Raw genomic sequence first — 18,697 nt, 5'->3', positions numbered from 1 at the left:
TCAGACGGTGTTCTCAGGACTATAGCAGCAGTTTCTTGCAAATGCCTCGCAAATACAGGAAAAATCGGGAGAAATGTGTCACTGTTCAGGATTTGTTAATGTCTTGGGAGCGGGCGGTGATCGGGGGTGTTGGACGCCTGCGCATGCAGGGCTGATCGATTGGGAGTGCAGAGTGGACCTGCAAAGAAAAAGAAGCTGAAAAAATGGCGTCCCCTAGGGGGTTCGAACCCCTGTTGCCGCCGTGAAAGGGCGGAGTCCTAGGCCACTAGACGAAGGGGACGCATCGCTTCAAAAGCTTGCCTCGTCGAGGTGGCGCGTATATTAAGTAAGGCGATACGAGCTGTCAAACGGTTTTTAAAAAAAATAATAGCTTTCGCGAGCACAGCAGGTTGGTCGAGGAAGCTGCCCTGAGCCTTTCCGAGGACCGCCTCAGTACCTTACCGAATCCGCCAGGGCTGGGCCCAATTCAGGATACTGGAAATGGAACCCTTCGGCTTCGAGTCTTTCGGGTATGGCCATTTGGCCGGTCAGTAACAACCGGGACATTTCGCCCAGCGCCAACTTAAGGACCGGACTTGGTGCCGGGAAAATGGCCGGCCGGCCCAAAACGCCGGCAAGACACTTTGTAAACTGCCGGTTGGTGACCGGGTTGGGGCTCACGACGTTGTAGGGGCCGTTGGCCTTGTCGGATTCGAGCATCCAGACAAGCGCTGCGACCACGTCGTCCCGGTGAACCCATGGCATGAACTGTTCGCCGTCGCCAAGTCGTCCCCCAAGACCCAGGCGGAAGGGTAGAAGCATGCGCTGCAGGAAACCGCCACCGGGGCCGGCAACAATCCCCGTCCGCGACAGGCATACGCGAACGCCGTCAGCCTCCAGGCTCAGAGCTTCCTGTTCCCAGTCACGGCACATGCGATGAGTGAATTCGTCATGGGGCAACGTTTGCTCAGTCACGCGTTCACGGCCCTGGTCGCCGTAGAAACCCACCGCAGAACCGGACACCAGCACGCGCGGGAGTGATTCCCAGCTCCTTATCACGTTCGCCAGGAGGCTAGTAAGGCCGATACGGCTGTCCCGCAGTTCCTGTTTGCGGCGATCGGACCACCGTTTATCGGCGATGCCTTCGCCAGCCAGGTTGATAACCGCGCCGAACCCCGGGTGGCCTCGTAGCAGCTCGAGATCTCCCAACGCCTCTACACGTCCACAAAGAGCCTGAACGTTTGCTGTGGACTGTCTGCTGAAGACGGTTGGGGCGTAGCCTTTGCTGATCAGTTGTTGGCACAATGATTGGCCGATGAATCCGGTGCCTCCGGTGATCAGAATCCGATTATCCATTGCTGCTCGCTCCTGGGTCGGTTAATGGTCGGCTATTGATAGTTGTCGGTGATGGGTTATGCCGGCTGTTTGTGGCTGTCGAGTTCGTGGATCACAACGTCACGAATGGCTTTCCCCAGTTCGGGATTCTCACCGATGGGTGGTGCAAGCGTAATGCTGACCTCGTGTTGGCTTTGTAGCCCCTCGATCATCGCGGGAACGTCTTTTCTGAGATGACGGCCCGCCGCCAGGAATAGCGGCACGACGGTATACTGTCGGACGCCTTCACTTGCTCCCTCGCTGATAACCGTATCTAGGGAGGGCTCTGCCAGTTCCATATAGGCAATGCGGGACCCGGGTACAGATTCAAGTGTCGGGGTTGCCAATGCTTCGAACGTCCGGCACCAGCGCTCATCGCTGCTTCCATGGGCAAGTAGGATTATTCGGGGAGCTTCTCCGTTCATAGTATCTCCTGGTATGAATAAAAGCTGGGATAGTAATCTAAAGTGTAGCAGCCGCAGGCCTGCCACTGTGCTGCTCGATGACGATAGGATGGGTATATGTTCGATTGGAAAGAGATTCTGGATTTCTGGTTTGGTGAACTTGATGAGCACGGCCTGCCGGACAGCTTTCACAGGAATCGCTGGTTCCGTTCCACGCGTGCCTTCGACCAGGAAATCCGGCGACGCTTCCTGTCGATGGTCCTTTTTGCGTCAGAGGACGGTCTGCGGCACTGGCGCAAGACGGCCGGTGGGGCTCTTGCAGAGATCATCCTGCTGGATCAGTTCACACGGAATATACATCGGGGCGGAGCGCTGGCGTTTTCCAATGACCGGTTGTCTGTACAGCTCTGTAAGGCAGCGATGCGTGATGGACAGGACATGGAATTGCCCCCGGTAAAGCGGGGCTTCCTCTATATGCCGCTGCAGCACTCGGAAAAACGTGAGGATCAGGATCTGTCTGTGGAGTGTTACTCGCAATTGGCCGCCGCTACCGATGGCATTGTCGGAGATTTTATGGAGAGTTTTCTACAATCCGCCCGTGACCATCGGGATATCATCCACCAATTCGGCCGTTTTCCACACCGCAACCAGGCACTGAAACGCTCCTCGAGCCCGGAGGAGCAAGCCTACCTGACCAACGGTAAGCGCTTCGGCCAATAAATGCCTTCAAATCCGTTCAACAGGCCGGAACTGCCAAGCCCATCAAGGTTTCATGGCGCCTTATGCGGCAGAATTTACAAAAACTAACAAGAATCAGGCTTCGCTGCACAGGTCTCAGGGCCATTGCAGGCGGCCGGCGATCGAAACAAGGAAAACCAGCCATGGGGCAGTTACAGAACCCCGCACTCCAGGCGAACAGTGAACTGCCGGAGAACCGATTACTTCGGCAGTCGATTCGCTACAGGGGGCGCAAGACCTTACGTGTAAAAAGCGAGCTACGGCGTCTTAAAATCCTGGAGGCGACCCTTCGAATTGCAGCTCGTGACGGTTTGCGAGGCATCAAGCATCGAGCTGTTGCGAGGGAAGCGAAAGTGCCTCTGGCCGCCACCACCTATTACTTTCGCGATATTCATGAATTGATCAGTGACTCATTCATGCTTTTCGCTGAAAAAGCCCGGGACAATCTTGATGGCTTTTATGACACCATCAATCTGGTGCTGGATACCACCCCTGCAGAAACCCTTCGGCGCAATGGTCCCCAACGCAAGGAATTGGCTGCGCGTTTGTCGGTAATATCGACGGCCTACCTCCATGAGCAGTTTACAAAGCGAAGGCAGCAGATGCTGGCGGAGCAGGTGTTCCTTATGGAAGCGCTAAGGGATGACCGTCTTGCGGGCCTGGCAAGAAGCTATCGTGAAGCCTGGACCGCAGGCCTGCGGCAGATACTGAAGCGGCTGGATTCGCCATCACCGGAGAGAGACGCAACGCTGCTGGTGAATGTCACTCTGGGTATGGGATACGATTCTTTACTCAACGATCAGCGTGTGGATTACGCTGCACTGTCTGAGACCGTTGCGCGCGTGATCGGGTTGGCGTTAGGCGAACAGGAGATCGTACCGGTCTGAATATGGGGATGAAAAAGGTCCTGAAAAAAGAGTTGACGAACCAGGATGAATCCGTAGAATACGCGTCCGTTGATCAAGCGGGAATAGCTCAGCTGGTAGAGCACAACCTTGCCAAGGTTGGGGTCGCGAGTTCGAATCTCGTTTCCCGCTCCAGATTCCAAAAACCCGGTCTTTTCGAAAGGAAAGGCCGGGTTTTTCATTTTTAGCCTGCAAGCCACAGTCTTCACACCCTGTTCTCGGTTATACTGCCAGGTCATATTGGATGCCTTGTCGTCAGTGTTTCGGGAGCGCCCATGCAGGTACATTCGTTGTATGTCTATCCGGTCAAGTCCCTGGCCGGAATCCAGGTTTCTTCATTCCTTCTGGACGAGTTCGGTCCGGCCGATGACCGTCGCTGGATGATCGTTGATTCCGAGCGCGAGTTCGTTACCCAGCGAAGCAATCCGGAACTCGCCATGATCAAAGCCCGGTTGGACTCAGGTCAGGTCTTTGTCGATATACCGGGGGAGGGCGAGTTTCCATTGTTGCCGGACACTGAGGAGTGTCGTGTCAGGGTCTGGCGGGACTGGGCGAAAGCGGTGTACGGAGAGGACAAGGCATCTGCTGCGCTGTCCCGCTACTGTGGCCAGACATTTCGCTTTGTGTATATGCCCGAGGAAACCTTCCGCCGCGTTGATGCGAGCCGGGTTACCGAGTATCGTCGGGTCAGCTTTGCCGATGGTTTTCCATTCCTGATCACCAACCTTGCGTCCCTTGAAGAGCTGAACACGCGCCTTGATTCGGCCATCGATATGCGAAGGTTCCGGCCGAACATTGTTGTTGAGGGCGCGGGGGCCTGGGATGAGGACAACTGGACATCTGCACGCATCGGGGAAACGGCATTCACGCTGGTAAAGCCCTGTTCCCGCTGTGTTATGACCACCGTGGATCCGGACCAAGGCGTAAAGTCCGTAGATCTGCAGCCTTTAAGGATGCTTGGAACCTATCGGCGAACCTCTGACGGCGTCATTTTCGGAATGAACGCCATTCATGAATCGGACGGGACCATCCGGGTCGGTGATCCGATTACTCTGCAAACGACTGCCACAACGGAGAATCAGTAACGTGCCATTGTTAACGCTGGATGCCGTATCCCTTGCTTTTGGCATGCAGCCATTGCTCGACCAAGCCTCTATGACCATCGAGGCAGGTGAACGTTTGTGTCTTCTTGGCAGGAATGGCGAGGGAAAATCCACACTACTGAAGATCGTCAGCGGTGAGGTAACGGCGGACGGCGGTGTTGTCCGGCTGGACGACGGTGCGGTGTTGTCAGTGCTGCCCCAGAATCTCCCCGTCAATGATACTCGAACCGCGTATGAGGCCGTTTCCGGTGCTTTCCCGGAGACCGGGGAATTGCTCGCGGAATTTCATCGGTTGTCCCAGACTGCGGATGAAGCCAGCCTGGACCGGCTGATGAAAGTACAGGAGCGCCTTGAGGCGCTGGATGGCTGGCGTCTGGACCAGAAAGTCGGCGCCATCCTCGAGCAATATGGCATCGACCCGGAGCAGCGTCTGAACACGCTTTCCGGCGGTTGGCAGCGACGTGTCCTGTTGGCGCGTGCCCTGGTGACCGAGCCGGATATTCTGTTGCTGGATGAGCCTACCAACCACCTGGATGTGCCCGCCATTGCCTGGCTGGAAGAGGCCCTTGGTCAATTCCGTGGCGCGATTCTGTTTGTCAGCCACGACCGCGCGTTTATACGCCGCATGGCCACGCGGATCGTGGAACTGGACCGCGGGCATCTGGTGAGTTTCGCGGCTACGTACGACCGTTACCTGGACCTCAAGGAAAAGGCTCTGGAGGAGGAAGATCGCCAGAATGCGTTGTTCGACAAGCGGCTAAAGCAGGAAGAGGCGTGGATTCGTCAGGGGATCAAGGCTCGTAGGACCCGCAATATGGGCCGGGTGAGGGCGCTAAAGGCCATGCGTGAAGAACGCCAGCAACGTCGCGAACGCGGTGGAACTGCGAGCTTTTCGGTGGAAGACGCTGCCCGTTCCGGGAAACTGGTGGTGGAAGCCAGTGATGCCGGCTTTGCCTATCCTGACGGTACTGCGGTTATTCGCGACATGAACATGACCGTGCTCCGAGGCGACAAGATTGGTCTCGTTGGTGAGAACGGCACCGGGAAGACTACCTTGGTCCGTCTGATGCTGGGAGACCTGAAGCCCACGGATGGCAGGATCCGCCTCGGCACCAATTTGCAGATTGCTTACTTCGACCAACTTCGCGGTGAGCTCGACTTGGAACGCAACGCACTGGATAACCTTTCAGAGGGCCGGGAGTTCATCGAAATCAATGGCCAGAGCAAGCACGTACTAGGTTATCTGCAGGAATTCCTGTTCAGCCCCGAACGGGCGCGTTCTCCTGTCCGTGTATTTTCTGGTGGCGAGCGTGCGCGCCTGCTTCTTGCCAAGCTCTTCAGCAAGCCGGCCAATATCCTGGTGCTGGATGAGCCAACCAACGATCTGGACGTGGAAACTCTGGAGTTACTCGAATCCCGGCTGGTGGAATTTGCCGGCACTGTGATCGTTATCAGCCACGACCGGGAGTTCCTGGATAACGTTGCCACTGATACGGTATTCCTCGACGGCTCTGGCAGAGTCGCGGAGTTCGTCGGCGGTTATACCGACTGGCGAAGGCAGGGTGGTCGGTTTCCTTCCGAGGGGGTAAGCCGGAAGGCCACCAAACCGCCCAAGAATCAGAACCCGGCACCGGAAAAAAGGCCGGAAGCACCCACCGTGGCGGACACCAAGAAAACAAAACCCGTAAAACTCAGCTACAAACTGAAGCTTGAACTGGAAAAACTTCCGGCCCAGATTGAAGAGCTGGAGGCGGAACTGGAAAAGCTTCGGGCACAAATTTCCGATCCGGAATTCTACTCCGGGCCCGCTGAGAGCGTCTCCACGACCCTGGCGGACCTCGGGGACAAGGAAGCCCACCTGGAGAAGGTCATCGAGCGCTGGATGGAGCTGGAAGAACAGGCGAATCAATGAATGTAACGTATCACTTCAAGCTTGAAGACAAACGTTCAGAAACTTTTAAAGTAACCGATCGACCGGCCGACTCGACGGGCAATCTGCCGAGCTGGACAAAGTTGGAGCACTGCCAATGCTCCAACTGCCCGCTGAAACCGTCAGAGTCGCCGCGATGTCCCGCCGCGGTTGAAATACTTCCGGTTGTCAACGCCTTTCAGGCAGAAGATGCCTATCAGAGGGTGAATGTAGAGGTGACCGACGACCGTAGGAGTTATTCCAAGGACACCACACTTGAGGAAGCCCTGAGGTCATTGCTGGGACTGAAAATGGCGACAAGCGGGTGTCCGGTGCTGTCCGAATTGAAATCGATGGCCGTGCATCACTTACCGTTTGCCAGCAACGATGAGTTCATCATGAGGAGTGTGTCTCACTACCTTCTGCAGCAGTACCTGGCAAAACGCAACCATCAAGAGCCAGACTGGGACCTGAAAGGACTGGTTGAGAGAAATCAACGTCTGCAGTTGGTGAACCAGGCGTTATGGCAGCGCATCCATTCGGTATGCAAGGGGGACAGTAACCTGAAGGCATTGCTGAACTTCTTCTCAATGGCCTCAAGTGTGAGTTTTTCCCTGGAGAGTCAGCTTCGTAAACTGGAAGCAAAAATGAAAGGCGACGGCGCCGTTTGAGGCGCCGCGACCACAGTCCGGCTACTGGATACGAACCGCAAGGACATCGCAGACGGTGCCGTGCAACACACCGTTAGCGGTTGATCCCAGAAGCAGCTGGAACCCTTTGCGGCCGTGGCTTCCGACAATCACCAAGTCCACGCTCTGTTCCTCCGACAGCCGATGGATTTCGGATTCCGGGCGTCCCACGGTTACGATTTGATTGTCTGTCCCTACGTCGTACTTTTCACCATATCCGGCGAGCTGTTCCTTCGCGGCCTTGTCCAGTTGGTCCTGAAGTTCCGTCAGATCCATTGGAATGTCGCCCCCATAGGCGTAGCCAACAGGTTCGACCACGTGTACCAACATCAGTTCGGCACTGTGGGCCTTGCTTATTTCGATGGCCTTGTTGAGTACCTGGGGGGCTTCTTCGGTCAGATCGATTGCCACCAGTATCTTCTTATAGATCGACATCGCATCGCTCCTTAGCGGATGGGTCAAGCTCTTTGTGCACCAAAGCAACACCTTATACTAAAAGTGTAAACCAATACTGACAGGTATCAATGACTGACTGGAAAGGACAGAGAGTGCATTGGCTGGGGGAACAGGCCGCCCCAGCCAGCAGGGATGTCAGGCGTTTTCGCGGAGCAGGCCAATGGTTGTCTCCAGGCCACGGAGAATGCCTTTGGAATAGCGGTCGATCACAAAAGCAACGTTGTTGTCGTTGTAATTGATGTAGGAGTTGCGGATAAACTGCCACTTGGAGGTCAGGTCGTCCAGAGCCGTTTTTAGTGGGCCCTGGACGCCGCCTTCGGTGATCTGGGAGAGCAATGTGTCGAACTGCCTTGCCTGCTCGTCAAGAGGGATGTCGTTCGAGGAGCCCTGGAAGGTCTGCGCCACTGACGAGTGGGTGCGGGCAGAGTACTTGGCCATCATCTGTGCCATAGTGACTGCTGCTGAACGTGCGGCTTCAACTCTCTGGGAAGTCGCAATTTCGGTGCTTTCACGGGCAACCGCATACATTTCCGAAGCCACCTCGTTCATCATTAACGCCTGGTTCGCCATATCGGACATCAGGCGCAGATCAGGGTAGCCGGTGTTGCGTACGTCGTTGATATTGCTTCGCATCAGATCCTTGAACTTGTCAAATTCCACATTGAGGCTTTCTACCTGTGCTCCGGACAATACGCTGGCATTGCTATCCGCGACCGAATTCATGGATTCGTTGGCGGCATTGATACTGGCAACAATCTCGTTCAGGGTTTCGGTATCGCCGCTTGCGCTGAACCGATAGTAGGCGTCCAGTGCCATGTAGTTATTGACCCGGAAATTATGCAGGTCCGAAAGAAAGCCGTCGCCTTCCTGGGCGCGGACCGTAAAGGAAGTAATCAGCAACAGCACGAGCGCCGTTACCAGGGAACGTACCCGCAAGCGAGCGTCTTTCATCGGATGGGTCTCCGTTAAGGCTGTTTTATTATTGTGGACTAAAGTCTTAGGCTGAAGGTAAAGTAACTCCGCCGACCAATCAAGTTGTTTTAGGGGGCGCTACGGGAGTAAATGTAAACAAATTTAAAATTTACGTGATAAACCTGCCGTTTCGCATCAATACCTCGAACTACATGCTTGATAAACAACAATTCCATTCGCCTCCTGATGCCATTCGGCTGTCCATTTCGAGGCTGGTCGGGTTGATTCATCCAGAAACAAATTGACAAACGAGCCGTTTTTTTTCATCGTGTCACACCACGATTCAAACGACTGTATGAATTCTTGGATCGCTTGATCGGGTATTGATTGAAAACAGTGACCGAAATCTCGCTGCATCAGCGGTCGTCTTGCGAAACGCTTGTGCGGCTGTTTCAGCAGTTCCAAACACAGACTGGAGATCAGTTGATGATTTACGAAGGTAAAGCCATCACGGTTAAAGAGATCGAAGGCGGGATCGCTCAGTTGAACTTTGACTTGCAGGGCGAGTCAGTGAACAAGTTCAACCGTCTCACGATTGAAGAGCTCCGCGCCGCGACTGACAAACTGGAAGCGCAGAAGGGCCTGAAAGGCCTTGTCGTGACCAGTTCCAAGGACAGCTTTATTGTTGGCGCCGACATTACGGAATTCACCGACCTGTTTGCCGGGCCGGAAGAAGACCTCGTTGCCAACAACCTCAAGGCCAATGAGGTGTTCAGCGCGATTGAAGATCTGCCTTTCCCCACCGTAACGGCGATCAACGGTATGGCGTTGGGTGGCGGCTTCGAAATGTGTCTTGCCACGGATTACCGGGTGATGGACAAGAAGGCCAAAGTAGGTCTTCCGGAAGTAAAGCTGGGTATTTTTCCAGGTTTTGGCGGCACTGTTCGTCTGTCCCGTCTGGTCGGTGTTGACTACGCGGTTGAATGGATCTGCGGCGGCACTGAGAACCGTGCCGACAAAGCCCTTAAAGTTGGTGCAGTTGATGCCGTACTTGAGGGTGAGAAGCTGGTAGAGGCAGCCATCAGCATTATCAACCAGTGCAACGACGGCAAGCTGGATTACCAGGCGCGTCGTGAAGAGAAGAAGGGCAAGATCAAACTGAACGCCATGGAAAGCATGATGGCTTTCGAGATCTCCAAGGCGTACGTTGCCGGCCAGGCTGGCAAGAACTATCCGGCCCCGGTCGAGGCAATCAAGGTCATGCAGAAGCATGCCGGCCTTACCCGTGACAAAGCGATCGAGGTTGAGGCCAAAGGCTTCGCCAAGATGGCCAAAACCAACGTGGCAGCCTGCCTGGTTGGCCTGTTCCTGAACGATCAGGAGCTGAAGAAAAAGGCCAAGGCCTGGGAAAAGGAAGCCAATGACGTGAAACTGGCGGCCGTTCTGGGCGCTGGCATCATGGGTGGCGGTGTGGCCTACCAGTCCGCATTGAAGGGTACGCCCATCATCATGAAGGACATCGCCCAGGAAGGTATTGCTCTGGGTCTTAAAGAGGCGAAGAAGCTTCTTTCCAAGCGTGTTGACAAGGGTAAGATGGACACCAGCAAGATGGCTGACGTTCTGAACAGCATCACGCCGACACTCAACTACGGCGACTTCAAGAACGTTGACCTGGTTGTTGAGGCCGTTGTTGAAAACCCGAAGGTTAAAGACGCTGTTCTTCGTGAGACCGAGGATAATGTTCGTGAAGACGCCATCCTGACGTCCAACACCTCCACCATTTCCATCGATCTTCTGGCCAAGAACCTGAAGCGCCCGGAAAACTTCTGCGGCATGCACTTCTTCAACCCGGTGCACATGATGCCGTTGGTTGAGGTTATCCGCGGTGAGAAGACCAGTGACAAGGCTATCGCCACCACCGTGGCCTACGCCAAGGCCATGGGTAAGACCCCGATTGTGGTCAACGACTGCCCGGGCTTCCTGGTCAACCGTGTGCTGTTCCCATACTTCGGTGGCTTTGTGAACCTGGTACGTGACGGCGCGGATTTCCAGCACGTCGACAAGGTCATGGAGAAGTTCGGTTGGCCGATGGGCCCTGCCTATCTGCTGGACGTCGTTGGCATGGACACCGGCAAGCACGCTGGCGAAGTCATGGCTGACGGCTTCCCGGACCGCATGAAGCACGAAGGTACTACCGCCATTGACGTGATGTTCGATAACAACCGTTACGGACAGAAGAACGACAAGGGCTTCTATAAGTACGAACTGGACCGCAAAGGCAAGCAGAAGAAGGTTGTCGACGAAGAAACCTACAAGCTGCTTGAGCCGGTTGTTCAGGGTAAGAACGATTTCAGCGACGAGGACATCATCGCACGTATGATGCTGCCTCTGTGCCTCGAAACCGTTCGCTGCCTGGAAGACGGCATTGTTGAAGACCCGGCAGACGCCGATATGGGCCTGATTTTCGGTATCGGCTTCCCGCCGTTCCGTGGTGGTGCCCTGCGTTATATCGACGACATGGGTGTCGACAAGTTCGTCGAGCTGGCAGACAAGTTTGCAGATCTTGGTCCCCTGTACCATCCGACCGAGAAGCTGCGTGAAATGGCCAAGACTGGCGAAAAGTTCTTTGGCTAACCCTGAACGAGATTTCCGAACGGAGAAAGATCTATGAGCCTTAATCCGAGAGACGTTGTCGTCGTCGATTGCGTGCGGACTCCGATGGGGCGTGCCAAAAACGGCTGCTTCCGCAATGTTCGTGCGGAAACCCTGTCGGCTGCGCTGATCGAAGCACTGTTTGAGCGCAACCCGAAGCTCGACCCGAAAGAAGTTGAAGATGTGATCTGGGGCTGTGTAAATCAGACCAAGGAGCAGGGCTTCAACGTGGCGCGTCAGATTTCATTGCTGACCCGCATCCCTCATGAGTCTGCTGCCCAGACCGTGAACCGTCTGTGTGGTTCTGCCATGAGCGCGATCCACACCGCCGCCCAGGCGATCCAGACTGGCAACGGCGATGTGTTCTTCGTGGGTGGTGTTGAGCACATGGGGCACATTCCCATGACCGACGGTTTTGACCACAACCCGGCTGCGTCCAAGTACTCTGCCAAAGCATCCAATATGATGGGCCTGACCGCAGAAATGCTCGCCAAGATGCACGGCATCACCCGTGAGCAGCAGGACGAGTTTGGCGCACGTTCACATCGCCTGGCGCATGAAGCCACTCAGGAAGGCCGCTTCAAGAACGAAATCGTTCCGATTGAAGGCCATGACGAGAACGGCTTTAAAGTGCTGATCGAGGAAGACGAGACCATTCGTCCCGAAACCACCGCTGAATCGCTGGGTCAGCTGAAGCCAGCGTTCGATCCGAAAAACGGTACAGTGACTGCAGGTACGTCCTCGCAGCTGACTGACGGTGCCGCAGCCATGGTGCTGATGTCCGCAGAGCGTGCTGAAGCTCTGGGCCTGAAGCCGGTTGCCAGGATTCGCAGCATGGCTGTTGCCGGTTGTGATCCCGCGATCATGGGTTACGGCCCGGTTCCGGCCACCAAGAAGGCGTTGAAGCGCGCAGGCCTGAAAGTCGAAGATATCGACTTCTGGGAACTGAACGAAGCCTTTGCGGGTCAGTCCCTGCCGGTCCTGAAAGACCTGAAGCTGTTGGGTGTAATGGAAGAGAAAGTAAACCTGAACGGTGGCGCGATTGCCCTTGGGCATCCGCTGGGTTGTTCCGGTGCACGTATCTCCACAACCCTGCTGAATGTCATGCAGGCCAAAGGCGGTAAGCTTGGTGTTTCCACCATGTGTATCGGCCTGGGGCAGGGCATTGCAACGGTATGGGAGCGTCTCTGATTCATTGAGCAGAATCAGTAACGCTGTCTCAGGAGGCCCGGCAAACGCCGGGCTTTCCTGTCTCTGACTGGAGAAAAAGGCGCCTGGAAATAAAAGAATGGGTTGTCTTGCTTTTCTTGACCCTGTAAAACAATGCACCTATACACTTGTGGCGGCTATGGACTGTTTTCTAGCCGACTGATTTTACAGCGAGTTTCCGGTTTGCTGATTTTTTAACCGATTATCGCCAAGGACACAGATCTCCGATATGGGTAAAAGCCTCGTTATTGTCGAGTCGCCAGCGAAAGCGAAGACCATCAACAAATACCTGGGGTCCGACTTCATTGTGAAGTCCAGCGTCGGGCACATTCGCGACCTTCCGGTCAGCGGTAGCGGCTCAACGTCAGATCCGAAAGAACGTGCCAGGCAGGCCGCGTTGACCCGCAAGATGAGCCCGGAAGAGAAGGTGGTTCACAAGAAACGGAAGTCCAGGGAGCAACTGGTTGCCCGCATGGGGGTAGATCCTGACCAGGACTGGAGCGCCCGATACGAGATACTGCCCGGCAAGGAAAAGGTTGTCAGCGAACTCAAGCGGTTGGCAAAGTCCGCCGATCATATCTATCTCGCGACGGATTTGGACCGTGAGGGGGAGGCGATCGCCTGGCACCTCCAGCAGACCATTGGGGGCGAACCCGAAAAATATCGCCGCGTGGTGTTCAATGAGATAACCAAGCGTGCCATCCAGGAAGCCTTCAAGGATCCGGGGAATCTCGATAACAACCGCGTTAACGCACAGCAGGCGCGTCGATTCCTCGACCGGGTCGTCGGCTATATGGTATCGCCATTGCTGTGGGCCAAGATTGCACGCGGCCTTTCGGCCGGTCGGGTTCAGTCGGTTGCAGTTCGGCTTATCGTCGAACGCGAACGGGAAATCCGCAAGTTCATTCCCGAAGAGTTCTGGCAGTTGCATGCTGACCTGGCTTCGAAGCAGGCGGAGCAGGCTGTTCGTTTTGAAGTGACCCGGTATGACGATAAGGCCTACCGTCCAGTCAGTGAGAAACAGAGTGTCGAACATGTTGACCGCCTGAAAGATGGCACGTTCAAGGTGGCCAAACGAGAGGACAAGCCGACACGCTCGCGTCCCTCCGCCCCCTTTATTACGTCCACGCTGCAGCAGGCGGCCAGCAACCGGATGGGGTTCAGCGTCAAGAAAACCATGATGTTGGCCCAGCGCCTCTATGAAGCCGGCTTCATCACCTACATGCGTACCGACTCGACCAATCTGAGCCAGGACGCCGTGACCAGTTGCCGTGAGTTCGTCAAAAAGCAGTTCGGCGATAAATTCCTGCCGGAGAAACCAAGGGTATACGGCAGCAAAGAGGGTGCCCAGGAGGCTCACGAGGCCATCCGTCCGACCGATGTGAGTCGTAGGCCTGCCGATATAAGCGGTCTGGAGAAAGACGCTGAGAAGCTCTACGACCTGATCTGGCGCCAGTTTATTGCCTGTCAGATGGCCGACGCCGAGTTCCTGAGCACGTCCATCGTGGTTGCCAATGGCGACTACGAGCTCCGTACACGGGGTCGGATCATCAAATTTGAGGGTTTCCTCAAAGTGGCGCCGCAGTCCGCCAAGAAAGACGAAGACATCGCGCTTCCGGATATCAAGGTCGACGAAACCCTGACGCTGAAGAAGCTGGACCCAAGCCAGCACTTCACCAAGCCGTCACCGCGCTATACCGAGGCGAGCCTGGTCAAGGAGCTGGAGAAGCAGGGGATCGGGCGACCATCCACCTACGCTTCGATTATCTCCACCATCCAGGATCGTGGCTACGTCCGTTTGCAGAACCGTCGCTTCTACGCTGAAAAAATGGGCGAGATCGTCACCGAGCGGTTGTCGGAATCCTTTCCGAACCTGATGGATTTTGACTTCACCGCCAAAATGGAAGATGAGCTGGACGAAATCGCTGGTGGCGAGGTGGACTGGAAAAAGGTTCTCAACGACTTTTACGGTCGTTTCCGCCTGCAACTCGAAACCGCCGAGAGCGGCGAAGACGGAAGCATGCGGGCAAATACCCCGACCGAGACCGACATTCCATGTCCCACGTGCAGTCGCCCGATGCAGATCCGGGTGGCCAGTACCGGTGTCTTTCTGGGATGTTCAGGTTACTCCCTGCCACCCAAAGAACGTTGCAAAACGACCATCAACCTGGTTTCCGGTGACGAAGTCGTCAGCGCCGACGAAGACGTCGACGGTGAAGGTGAAACCCGTCTTTTGCGCAAGAAACGGCGGTGCCCGAAATGCGGAACTGCCATGGACAGTTACCTGGTGGACGAAGGCCGAAAGCTCCATGTGTGCGGTAACAACCCCGATTGTTCCGGCTATGAAGTGGAGAAGGGTACGTTCCGTATCAAGGGTTATGAAGGTCCGACCCTGGAGTGCGACAAATGCGGCTCTGAAATGCAGCTCAAGACCGGGCGTTTCGGTAAATATTTCGGCTGCACCAACACCGAATGCAAGAATACCCGCAAACTGTTGAAAAGCGGCGAGCCTGCGCCGCCCAAGATGGATCCGGTGCCGATGCCTGAACTGCAGTGCCAGAAGGTGGAAGACACCTACGTGCTCCGTGATGGCGCTTCCGGCTTGTTCCTGGCTGCCAGCAAGTTCCCCAAGAACCGGGAAACGCGTCCGCCGCTGGTGATGGAGATCAAGCCGCATCGCAAGGAAATTGATCCGAAGTACGATTACCTGATGGACGCCCCGGAACGTGACCCGGAAGGAAATCCGACGGTTATCCGTTATAGCCGGAAGAGCAAGGAGCAGTACGTGATGTCGGAAAAAGACGGCAAAGCGACAGGGTGGTCAGCGTGGTTTGTGAGCGGCAAGTGGCAGCCGAAAGAGAAGTGAGGAGCTGCTTCATGGCAGGATGGGTTTGATACCCATCCTGCTGGTTGTTTGAAAACGAACGTCAGGATTTCTTGCGTAGCCGTTGTATCAGTGAAGACGTATCCCAGCGGCTTCCCCCCATCTGCTGAACATCTCCATAGAACTGGTCAACGAGTGCGGCGACCGGAATCCTCGAGCCATTCTTTCGTGCCTCTTCGAGGCAGATCGCCAGGTCCTTGCGCATCCAGTCAACAGCGAAACCGTGTTCGAACTCACCATCAATCATGGTGCCTGAGCGGTTTTCCATCTGCCATGACTGCGCGGCTCCCTTGGAGATAACGTCGACGACCTTGCGCACATCCAGCTCTGCCTGTTCGGCAAAGTGAAGGGCTTCCGACAGCCCCTGAACCAGGCCAGCGATGGCAATCTGATTTACCATTTTGGTTTTCTGTCCGCTGCCGATCGGGCCCATATGGTTCAGGGCTTTGGCGTAACGTTCCATCAGTGGTTTCGCTTGCGAAAAAGCGTCGGCCTCCCCGCCACACATGATGGTAAGCTGGCCGTTTTCCGCACCTTGTTGGCCACCGGATACCGGCGCGTCAACAAACTCAAGGTTGCGGGCGCTGGCGAGCTGACCCAATTGCTCCGCAATGCCTGCAGAGGCCGTTGTGTGGTCGACTAACACGGCGCCGGGCTTGGCGTTGGCAATGATGCCCTCCGGGCCTTCATAGACTTTTTTCAGGTCAACATCGGCACCCACGCAGGTAAACACGAAGTCTGCTTCACCAACGGCGGCCGCTATGGAGTCGCAGGCCGTTCCGTTGTATTGGCTGGCCCAAGTCTCTGCTTTGCCATGTGTTCGGTTCCATACCTGGACTGAAAAGCCCGCATTTGCCAGGTGGCCCGCCATTGGGTAGCCCATTACGCCGAGACCGATAAATGCTGCCGTTACGTTCATCACTGTTTCTCCGGACGTGGTTGTTGTTTGCGTAAAGAAAACATCAATCATTGCAGAATGTGAGGGCACAAAAAAGGCCGCTGGTATAGCGGCCTTTCAATTTCTGCGATCCGTCAGTTATTTCTTGGGATAATCCCTTGCCTCGGAGCCGGTGTACAGCTGGCGAGGCCGGCCAATGCGATAATCACCGCTGACCATTTCATTCCAGTGTGAGAACCAGCCAATAGTCCGCGAAAGTGCGAATATGACGGTAAACATGGACGTCGGAATGCCAATGGCCTTGAGAATCAGGCCGGAGTAGAAGTCTACGTTCGGGTAAAGTTTGCGCTGGACGAAATACTCGTCTTCAAGGGCAATCTTCTCGAGACGTTGTGCAATCTTCAGGAGAGGATCATTCTCCAGACCAAGCTCAGTCAGGACTTCGTGCGCGGTTTCAGCCATTACTTTGGCGCGCGGGTCGAAGTTCTTGTAGACCCGGTGACCAAAGCCCATCAGCCGGAACGGGTCGTCCTTGTCCTTCGCCTTGGCAATGAATTTCTCGATGTTGGACTCGTCCCCGATTTCCGCAAGCATGTCCAGAACAGCTTCGTTGGCACCGCCGTGTGCAGGGCCCCACAGTGCCGCGATACCGGAGGCGATACACGCGTAGGGGTTGGCGCCGGTAGAGCCGGCGAGGCGTACGGTTGAGGTCGACGCGTTCTGTTCGTGATCGGCGTGCAGGATGAAAATCTTGTCCATCGCCTTGGCCAGGATCGGGTTCGGCTTGTATTCCTCGCAGGGAACACCAAACATCATCTGCAGGAAGTTCTCAGAGTAGGTCAGGTCGTTGCGAGGGTACATGAACGGCTGGCCGATGCTGTACTTGTAACACCAGGCTGCAATGGTCGGCATTTTCGCAATCAGGCGGTGGGCGGTGATTTCCCGCTGCTCGACGTTGGTGACGTCCATCTGGTCGTGATAAAAGGCCGACAGGGCTCCAACGACACCACACATGATGGCCATCGGATGCGCATCACGGCGAAAACCCTGGAAGAAGTTGCGCATCTGGTCGTGCAACATCGTGTGGTTTTTGATGGTGTCATGGAAGCGCTTATTCTCTTCCGCTGTCGGCAGCTCGCCGTTGAGCAGGAGGTAGCAGACCTCCAAGTAGTCCGAGTTTTCTGCCAGCTCCTCTATAGGGTAGCCCCGGTGCAGGAGAACGCCCTTGGCTCCGTCGATGTAGGTGATCTGGGATTCGCAGGCTGCGGTGGAAACAAATCCAGGGTCGTACGTAAAGACGCCTTCCTGGACAAGGCTTCTCACGTCAATGACGTCAGGGCCGACGGTGCCTGAGTAAACCGGTAGCTCAATGGACTTGTCACCCACCGAAAGCGTGGCTTTCCTGTCGGTCATGGTGCTCTCCTATTTATCAGCATTTGGAAGCGCTAGAAGGCGCGTATTATCGCAAAACTGGCGGCAAAATATAGGGCGTTGGCTTTTTTTGTCAATGGAGGAGGCAATAAAACCCATTATTTGACGGTTCCTGTAAATCAGGGAAATCCGGAATACGGCCGCTTTCGAGGTCGAATTGAATTTGTCAATCCTCTTTATAGCGGGTCCTGGAGCCTGATTTTACGGGCTCTGGCAGAGTTGCGCGTTTGTAATTGAAAGGGGTACTCCTTATAATCCGTAGCCCGGAATCGGGGATATAACAGGCCGCAGCGCCAGATCTTAGAAGAGCGCATGCCGGTTTTTCTCCCTCCTGAACACATCGTGTGCCGGATCCGTCCAGCATGCCGATCGTTACATACCAACCATCCGCATCCGGTTTTTCCGGCCCCGCGGAACCAAGAGAGAGTGTGAGAGCGCTGTGAATAGCAAACGACCAGTAAATCTCGATCTCGGCAAGTTTCATTTTCCGCTGCCAGCCATCACGTCCATACTGCATCGCGTCAGTGGCATCATCATATTTGTGGGTGTTGCTTTCATGTTGTACGGGCTTCAGCTTTCCCTTTCCGGGGAAGAGGGCTTCAGTCGGGTTAGTGGCTTGCTGGACAGCTTCCTTGCGAAGCTGATTACCTGGGGCATTCTGTCTGCCTTGCTGTACCACCTGGTTGCGGGTATCAAGCACCTGCTGATGGACATGGGCATCGGCGAAGAGCTGGAAAGTGGCCGGCTCGCGGCGAAGGCCACAGTCGTGATCTCCGTTATTCTCATCCTTCTGGCAGGAGTCTGGGTATGGTGAACAGCGTAACGAATCTCGGGCGCAGCGGTGTTTTCGACTGGATGATCCAGCGTGTTACCGCCTACGTACTTGCTCTGTATACAGTTTTTCTTTTCGGGTTCATCCTGACCACTGACGTTAATTACGACAGCTGGTCGGCGCTTTTCGACCAGACCTGGTTCCGTATCTTTACCTTGCTTGCATTGCTCTCGATTGGCGCGCACGCCTGGGTGGGGCTCTGGACAGTGACAACGGATTACATCAAGGCGACCTTGCCGCGCTTCCTGGTACAGGCACTGTGTGGCCTGGCCATGTTTGTGTATTTGGTCTGGGGCATTCAGATTCTTTGGGGGCTTTAATT

Annotated in this window: 16 protein-coding genes and 2 tRNA genes; 11 read left to right on the top strand and 7 right to left on the bottom strand. The window is 55.4% G+C overall.

Features of this window, described 5'->3' with window-relative positions; genetic code table 11:
* Positions 1 to 204 precede the first annotated feature (204 nt).
* The 3 genes from R1T46_RS15535 to R1T46_RS15525 all read right to left on the bottom strand — a co-directional run bounded on the left by R1T46_RS15535 (position 205) and on the right by R1T46_RS15525 (position 1,778).
* Positions 205 to 280 (bottom strand) — tRNA-Glu (locus R1T46_RS15535).
* 149 nt (positions 281 to 429) lie between these two features.
* Complete coding sequence (locus tag R1T46_RS15530) at positions 430 to 1,335, bottom strand: TIGR01777 family oxidoreductase (protein ID WP_041333204.1); 906 nt, start codon at positions 1,333 to 1,335, stop codon at positions 430 to 432.
* A 56-nt stretch (positions 1,336 to 1,391) separates the two neighbouring features.
* A complete protein-coding gene (locus R1T46_RS15525) occupies positions 1,392 to 1,778 on the bottom strand; it encodes a sirohydrochlorin chelatase (protein WP_036208116.1) in 387 nt (128 codons plus the stop codon).
* A 96-nt stretch (positions 1,779 to 1,874) separates the two neighbouring features.
* Here R1T46_RS15525 and R1T46_RS15520 point away from each other — a divergent pair, with 96 nt between their 5' ends.
* The 6 genes from R1T46_RS15520 to R1T46_RS15495 all read left to right on the top strand — a co-directional run bounded on the left by R1T46_RS15520 (position 1,875) and on the right by R1T46_RS15495 (position 7,083).
* Entirely contained in the window at positions 1,875 to 2,477 is a 603-nt protein-coding gene (locus R1T46_RS15520) for a DUF924 family protein (protein WP_041333206.1), read from the top strand.
* A gap of 161 nt (positions 2,478 to 2,638) precedes the next feature.
* The gene (locus R1T46_RS15515) at positions 2,639 to 3,382 is read left to right on the top strand and encodes a TetR/AcrR family transcriptional regulator (RefSeq protein WP_051946981.1); all 744 of its coding nucleotides are present in this window, start codon (positions 2,639 to 2,641) and stop codon (positions 3,380 to 3,382) included.
* Between the two features lie 77 nt (positions 3,383 to 3,459).
* A tRNA-Gly gene (locus R1T46_RS15510) sits at positions 3,460 to 3,535 on the top strand.
* A 140-nt stretch (positions 3,536 to 3,675) separates the two neighbouring features.
* Positions 3,676 to 4,485: an MOSC domain-containing protein gene (locus tag R1T46_RS15505; protein ID WP_278367221.1), complete on the top strand. Its 810-nt coding sequence runs from the start codon at positions 3,676 to 3,678 to the stop codon at positions 4,483 to 4,485.
* A gap of 1 nt (position 4,486) precedes the next feature.
* Positions 4,487 to 6,415: an ATP-binding cassette domain-containing protein gene (locus R1T46_RS15500; protein WP_317306068.1), complete on the top strand. Its 1,929-nt coding sequence runs from the start codon at positions 4,487 to 4,489 to the stop codon at positions 6,413 to 6,415.
* Positions 6,412 to 7,083: a DUF6901 family protein gene (locus R1T46_RS15495; protein WP_317306067.1), complete on the top strand. Its 672-nt coding sequence runs from the start codon at positions 6,412 to 6,414 to the stop codon at positions 7,081 to 7,083. The genes R1T46_RS15500 and R1T46_RS15495 overlap by 4 nt, the downstream gene beginning before the upstream one ends.
* Before the next feature lie 21 nt (positions 7,084 to 7,104).
* Here R1T46_RS15495 and R1T46_RS15490 read toward each other — a convergent pair whose 3' ends face one another.
* Both R1T46_RS15490 and R1T46_RS15485 read right to left on the bottom strand, forming a co-directional pair.
* On the bottom strand, positions 7,105 to 7,536 hold the full coding sequence (locus R1T46_RS15490; RefSeq protein ID WP_317306065.1) for a universal stress protein: 432 nt from the start codon (positions 7,534 to 7,536) through the stop codon (positions 7,105 to 7,107).
* Positions 7,537 to 7,692: 156 nt separating this feature from the next.
* The gene (locus R1T46_RS15485; protein WP_317306064.1) at positions 7,693 to 8,508 is read right to left on the bottom strand and encodes a hypothetical protein; all 816 of its coding nucleotides are present in this window, start codon (positions 8,506 to 8,508) and stop codon (positions 7,693 to 7,695) included.
* Between the two features lie 447 nt (positions 8,509 to 8,955).
* Between R1T46_RS15485 and fadB the strand changes: the two genes are divergently transcribed.
* The 3 genes from fadB to topA all read left to right on the top strand — a co-directional run bounded on the left by fadB (position 8,956) and on the right by topA (position 15,196).
* Positions 8,956 to 11,103, top strand: a complete 2,148-nt coding sequence (gene fadB, locus R1T46_RS15480) for a fatty acid oxidation complex subunit alpha FadB (RefSeq protein WP_091642044.1) — start codon at positions 8,956 to 8,958, stop codon at positions 11,101 to 11,103.
* Positions 11,104 to 11,136: 33 nt separating this feature from the next.
* Positions 11,137 to 12,312, top strand: coding sequence for an acetyl-CoA C-acyltransferase FadA (fadA, locus tag R1T46_RS15475; protein ID WP_036208088.1), 1,176 nt, complete (start codon positions 11,137 to 11,139; stop codon positions 12,310 to 12,312).
* A gap of 247 nt (positions 12,313 to 12,559) precedes the next feature.
* Positions 12,560 to 15,196, top strand: a complete 2,637-nt coding sequence (topA, locus tag R1T46_RS15470; protein ID WP_317306061.1) for a type I DNA topoisomerase — start codon at positions 12,560 to 12,562, stop codon at positions 15,194 to 15,196.
* A gap of 61 nt (positions 15,197 to 15,257) precedes the next feature.
* On the opposite strand, the gene R1T46_RS15465 is transcribed toward topA, so the two are convergent.
* The gene (locus R1T46_RS15465) at positions 15,258 to 16,184 is read right to left on the bottom strand and encodes an NAD(P)-dependent oxidoreductase (RefSeq protein ID WP_348121490.1); all 927 of its coding nucleotides are present in this window, start codon (positions 16,182 to 16,184) and stop codon (positions 15,258 to 15,260) included.
* A gap of 66 nt (positions 16,185 to 16,250) precedes the next feature.
* A complete protein-coding gene (gene gltA, locus R1T46_RS15460) occupies positions 16,251 to 17,525 on the bottom strand; it encodes a citrate synthase (protein ID WP_317306059.1) in 1,275 nt (424 codons plus the stop codon).
* Between the two features lie 457 nt (positions 17,526 to 17,982).
* Here gltA and sdhC point away from each other — a divergent pair, with 457 nt between their 5' ends.
* Together sdhC and sdhD are read left to right on the top strand one after the other, a co-directional pair.
* Positions 17,983 to 18,357 carry a succinate dehydrogenase, cytochrome b556 subunit gene (sdhC, locus tag R1T46_RS15455; protein WP_036208076.1) on the top strand — a complete coding sequence of 125 codons (375 nt, stop codon included), beginning with the start codon at positions 17,983 to 17,985 and terminating at the stop codon, positions 18,355 to 18,357.
* Complete coding sequence (sdhD, locus tag R1T46_RS15450) at positions 18,351 to 18,695, top strand: succinate dehydrogenase, hydrophobic membrane anchor protein (RefSeq protein WP_036208073.1); 345 nt, start codon at positions 18,351 to 18,353, stop codon at positions 18,693 to 18,695. Before sdhC ends, sdhD begins: the two co-directional genes overlap by 7 nt.
* Positions 18,696 to 18,697 lie beyond the last annotated feature (2 nt).

The sequence above is a fragment of the Marinobacter salarius genome (genome assembly GCF_032922745.1).
Lineage (GTDB): Bacteria > Pseudomonadota > Gammaproteobacteria > Pseudomonadales > Oleiphilaceae > Marinobacter.
The sequence above is the reverse complement of the archived record's forward strand: the minus strand, read 5'-3'. Positions and strand labels throughout refer to the sequence as shown.